This is a genomic window from Providencia sp. PROV174 (assembly GCF_028480685.1).
In the GTDB taxonomy this organism is placed as follows: Bacteria; Pseudomonadota; Gammaproteobacteria; order Enterobacterales; family Enterobacteriaceae; genus Providencia; species Providencia rettgeri.
Map to the genome: position 1 here is coordinate 1 of NZ_JAMPOT010000033.1, position 4466 is coordinate 4466.

The 4466-nt window shown below is 38.3% G+C and carries 4 protein-coding genes, 5 tRNA genes and 1 rRNA gene; 9 read left to right on the forward strand and 1 reads right to left on the reverse strand.

Going from position 1 to position 4466, the window contains the following annotated elements:
- Positions 1-35: 35 nt before the first annotated feature.
- The 4 genes from PSE60_RS20520 to birA all read left to right on the forward strand — a co-directional run bounded on the left by PSE60_RS20520 (position 36) and on the right by birA (position 2413).
- Positions 36-111: transfer RNA gene (locus PSE60_RS20520), tRNA-Thr, on the forward strand.
- Positions 112-137: 26 nt separating this feature from the next.
- Positions 138-253, forward strand: a 5S ribosomal RNA gene (gene rrf / locus PSE60_RS20525).
- Positions 254-407: 154 nt separating this feature from the next.
- Positions 408-1442, forward strand: a complete 1035-nt coding sequence (gene murB, locus PSE60_RS20530) for a UDP-N-acetylmuramate dehydrogenase (RefSeq protein ID WP_272666587.1) — start codon at positions 408-410, stop codon at positions 1440-1442.
- The gene (gene birA, locus PSE60_RS20535; protein ID WP_272666588.1) at positions 1439-2413 is read left to right on the forward strand and encodes a bifunctional biotin--[acetyl-CoA-carboxylase] ligase/biotin operon repressor BirA; all 975 of its coding nucleotides are present in this window, start codon (positions 1439-1441) and stop codon (positions 2411-2413) included. The genes murB and birA overlap by 4 nt, the downstream gene beginning before the upstream one ends.
- Positions 2414-2452: 39 nt before the next feature.
- Here the strand turns inward: birA and coaA are convergent, their stop codons facing one another.
- Positions 2453-3403 carry a type I pantothenate kinase gene (gene coaA / locus PSE60_RS20540; RefSeq protein ID WP_272666589.1) on the reverse strand — a complete coding sequence of 317 codons (951 nt, stop codon included), beginning with the start codon at positions 3401-3403 and terminating at the stop codon, positions 2453-2455.
- A 426-nt stretch (positions 3404-3829) separates the two neighbouring features.
- On the opposite strand from coaA, the gene PSE60_RS20545 reads away from it, so the two are divergent.
- The 5 genes from PSE60_RS20545 to PSE60_RS20565 all read left to right on the forward strand — a co-directional run.
- Positions 3830-3905 (forward strand) — tRNA-Thr (locus PSE60_RS20545).
- 15 nt (positions 3906-3920) lie between these two features.
- Positions 3921-4005: transfer RNA gene (locus tag PSE60_RS20550), tRNA-Tyr, on the forward strand.
- Between the two features lie 75 nt (positions 4006-4080).
- Positions 4081-4155 (forward strand) — tRNA-Gly (locus PSE60_RS20555).
- 6 nt (positions 4156-4161) lie between these two features.
- Positions 4162-4237, forward strand: a tRNA-Thr gene (locus PSE60_RS20560).
- Positions 4238-4355: 118 nt separating this feature from the next.
- Positions 4356-4466 (forward strand): GTP-binding protein (locus tag PSE60_RS20565; protein ID WP_231310522.1); only part of this gene is annotated, 111 nt, incomplete at its 3' end.

A 4466-nucleotide genomic window follows, 5' to 3' on the forward strand; every position in this document is an offset into this window, starting at 1 on the left:
AAGGTTGTGTCAGTACTGACTGACCGCACCATATTGCTGATATGGCTCAGTTGGTAGAGCACACCCTTGGTAAGGGTGAGGTCCCCAGTTCGAATCTGGGTATCAGCACCATATAATCGGCATTTAAAAAGAATTTACCTAGTGGCAATAGCGCGGTGGTCCCACCTGACCCCATGCCGAACTCAGTAGTGAAACGCCGTAGCGCCGATGGTAGTGTGGGGTCTCCCCATGTGAGAGTAGGGAACTGCTAGGTTTTAAATATAAAGAAGCCACCCATTGGGTGGCTTTTTACATTCTATTAATAGCGTAATTTTCACTAATTATCTTATTTTCCTAATCTGGCTATTCACTCTTAATCCAGCCTGATAGACTTATCTTATTCTCGTTTACTTGTACTGAAGGCTGTAATGAACCTAACGTCTGAACTTAAATCATTTAATAGCTTTGGCATTCAAGCAAAAGCATTATCAATTGTTTGTGTGAATAATCAAGAATCTTTGCTCCAACAATGGCTCGAGGCTAAAAATCAGCAACTCCCAGTATTATTATTAGGGGGGGGAAGTAATGTTCTATTTGTTGCAGACTTTGAAGGTGTTGTAATTATTAATCAGCTTAAGGGCATAGAAATAACAGAAGATAACAGTTATTGGTATGTTCATACTCAAGCAGGTGAAAATTGGCATCAATTACTTGAAACATTATTGAGTAAAGGTATTTGTGGTGCAGAAAATTTAGCATTGATCCCGGGTTGTGTGGGTTCTGCACCTATTCAAAATATTGGTGCTTATGGCATAGAGCTAAAAGATATATGCGAGTATGTTGACGTACTTTCCCTTGAAACAGGCAAAGTAATACGACTAACAGCTGCGGAATGCCAATTTGGCTATCGTGATAGTATTTTTAAGCATGAGTATCAATATGGCTATGTCATCATCAGTGTTGGACTAAAATTAGCTAAAGAATGGGTTCCTAAGCTTATGTATGGAGATCTTGCTCAACTTGACCCCAATACAGTAACACCAGAGCAAGTATTTAATTCTGTATGCCAAACACGTAGAAGCAAATTACCTGACCCAACAGTAACGGGCAATGCGGGGAGTTTCTTTAAGAACCCTGTTATTTCAGCAGAAAAGGCACAGGCCATAAAAATAGCTTATCCTAATTGTCCTCAATATGAACAAGCTGATGGCAGTATTAAATTAGCCGCAGGTTGGTTAATTGACCAGTGCGGTTTAAAAGGTCATCAAATAGGTGGCGCTGCTGTTCACACCCAACAGGCGTTGGTGTTAATTAATAAACAGCACGCAACAGGGCAAGATATTGCTAATTTGGCGAAATATGTGAGCCAAACGGTAGCAAAGCGCTTTGATATTAATTTAGAGCCAGAAGTAAGGTTTATCGGCCGAATGGGAGAAGTTAATGCAATGGATTATATTCGATGAAAGAAACTAATATTCCTTTACAGCTAATTGATATCTTAGCTGATGCTCAGGTCCATTCGGGGGAGCAACTCGGTGAACAATTAGGAATGACAAGATCTGCAATTAATAAACATATCAAAACATTGCGCTCTTGGGGATTAAACATAGAAACAATAGCTGGAAAAGGCTATAAGCTTCCATATCAAATCAATTTATTAAGCGAAGAAGCCATTAAAAAGCAAATTGATGGTGTGGATATTATTGTTGAGCCAGTTATCGATTCAACAAACCAATATATGTTAGAGCGTATTGCTGAGCTTAAATCAGGAGACACTTGCTTAGCCGAATATCAAAGTGCTGGGCGTGGTAGAAGAGGGCGCCAGTGGATATCTCCATTTGGTTGTAATCTTTATCTTTCAATGTATTGGAAATTAGAGCAAGGGCCTGCAGCGGCAGTGGGACTAAGTCTTGTTGTGGGTATCGTAATTGCTGAAGTATTAAATAGAATCAGCCAAGAAAAAGTGAAAGTAAAGTGGCCCAATGACCTGTATATGAATGATAAAAAACTTGCAGGAATTCTTGTTGAATTAACTGGTAAAACAGGAGATGCAGCTCATATTATTATTGGTGTTGGTATTAACATTGGGATGAATAATAACAACATTGAAATTTCAAAACCAATAACACAAGAATGGTCATCACTAAGAGATGAAGTTGAAAATATAGAGCGTAATGAATTATCTGCTAATATTATTAAGTCATTAAGAGAATCCTTAATTGTATTTGAACACGAAGGACTAAAACCATTTTTAGAACGATGGTTTAAATTAGATAATTTTCTGAATAGACCTGTTAAGTTATTGATAGGTAATGATGTAATTACAGGAATTGAGCGTGGCGTTAATGATCAAGGCGCATTATTACTACAAAAGGATAATGGAGAAATAATTCCCTATATTGGTGGGGAAATATCATTAAGGCCAAACGAGTGATATATTATTGGCCGGAGATAAGCCGGCCAATATAAATAATTACTTTCTTAATCTAACACTCTGAATAGTATGGTTCTCACCTTTGGTCATAATTAAACTGGCTCTTTCCTTTGTTGGTAATATATTTTCTTCAAGATTTAATCCATTAATTTCATCCCAAATAGACCCTGCAATATTAATAGCTTCATCTTCACTTAATTTAGAGTAGCTATGGAAATAAGAATCAGGATCTGAGAATGCACCTTGCCTAAATTTAAGAAACCGACCGATATACCATTGTTTTAATAATTCAGGTGCAGCATCAACATAAATGGAAAAATCAACAAAGTCAGATACAAAGACATGATGAGGATCTTGTGGATAATCCATATCACTTTGTAAGACATTTAGTCCTTCAAGTATTAAAATATCAGGTTGATCAATGATTTGTTCTTGGTCAGGAACGATATCATACGTTAAATGTGAATAAACAGGAGCCTTAACGTTACGTGCTCCTGATTTTATTTGCGACACGAAGTTAACGAGTTTTCGCATATCATAAGACTGCGGAAACCCTTTTTTCTTCATGATATTCCTATCTTTTAATACTTGATTAGGATGTAAGAAACCATCAGTTGTAATCAAGTCAACTTTACGGTGTTCTGGCCAACGAGTGAGTAGTGCTTGTAGTAAACGTGCAGTTGTACTCTTACCAACGGCTACACTACCTGCTATACCAATAATATAAGGCACTTTTGCGCCATTAGTCCCAAGGAACTGCTCTAGGACAGCCTGACGACGTAAGTTTGAGCTGATATAAAAATTCAATAAACGCGATAAAGGTAGATAAATCTCTATAACATCTTCCATAGAGAGTTCTTCGTTAATCCCTTTTAACTCTAGAAGTTCACCCGATGTTAATGTAAGTGGAACTGAATCACGTAAAGTTGCCCAGTGTTCTCTATCAAACTCTAAGTATGGCGTAGTAATAAAATTTTCTTTCTTTTTCATAAACCAACATCTGCCTATTTTATGCAGGTTGGACAGGTTGCCTAAACACCCGTATCCATAAAATTTGCTAGCATCATAGCGAGTGAAAGTGGGGAGGCGTAGGTTTTTTTCTATTTTTTATGAGTTTTTTTTGATGTAGGCAGAAAAAATGATACTGAGTGATGAAAAAAACACCTAAAAATGAGAGGCTAAAATTGTGATATCGAATAAAAAATAATAATTTTAAAAATTTTAAGCCTCTTTCTCCCTTTACTGACCAAATGATAATGGACTATAGTTAACAGCTGCTGTTGATGTTTTAAGCTTAAAATAGTTAAAAAATCAACAAAAAGCCAAAAAGCGAACAAAATGTGAGCGAACAAACAAAAAAATTAATTTTTTTGTTGCAACCTGCGCCGACTCTACCTAGAATGCGCAGCACTTGATGCCGGCATAGCTCAGTTGGTAGAGCAACTGACTTGTAATCAGTAGGTCCCGAGTTCGACTCTTGGTGCCGGCACCATTAACAATTTGGATAGGTGGGATACCCAAGCGGCCAAAGGGAGCAGACTGTAAATCTGCCGTCACAGACTTCGAAGGTTCGAATCCTTCTCCCACCACCATCTCCAAGAAATTTTCTTAAGAGAAAATTTTGAGGAACAGTTTAACAGCTGATAACTCAGGTAGCCGAGTTCATTGCGGGCATCGTATAATGGCTATTACCTCAGCCTTCCAAGCTGATGATGCGGGTTCGATTCCCGCTGCCCGCTCCAAGATGTGCTGATATGGCTCAGTTGGTAGAGCACACCCTTGGTAAGGGTGAGGTCGGCAGTTCGAATCTGCCTATCAGCACCACTTCCCTTATGTTCTCACTAATCTCCCTGATTTGTCTCCTGAAAAAAACAAGCGAAATAAATTCTTGCTTGGTTGATGTGGTTTAACCACCGATTCCGTGTCTTAGAGGGACAATCTAATGTCTAAAGAAAAATTTGAACGTTCAAAACCGCACGTTAACGTTGGTACTATCGGCCACGTTGACCACGGTAAAACTACTCTGACAGCAGCTATCACTACTGTTCTGGCT

What these genes read in the sequence shown, in the direction of transcription:
- murB (WP_272666587.1), top strand. Translation starts at nt 408, where the DNA reads ATGAACCTAACGTCTGAACTTAAATCATTTAATAGCTTTGGCATTCAA.
- birA (WP_272666588.1), top strand. Translation starts at nt 1,439, where the DNA reads ATGAAAGAAACTAATATTCCTTTACAGCTAATTGATATCTTAGCTGAT.
- coaA (WP_272666589.1), bottom strand. Translation starts at nt 3,403, where the DNA reads ATGAAAAAGAAAGAAAATTTTATTACTACGCCATACTTAGAGTTTGAT.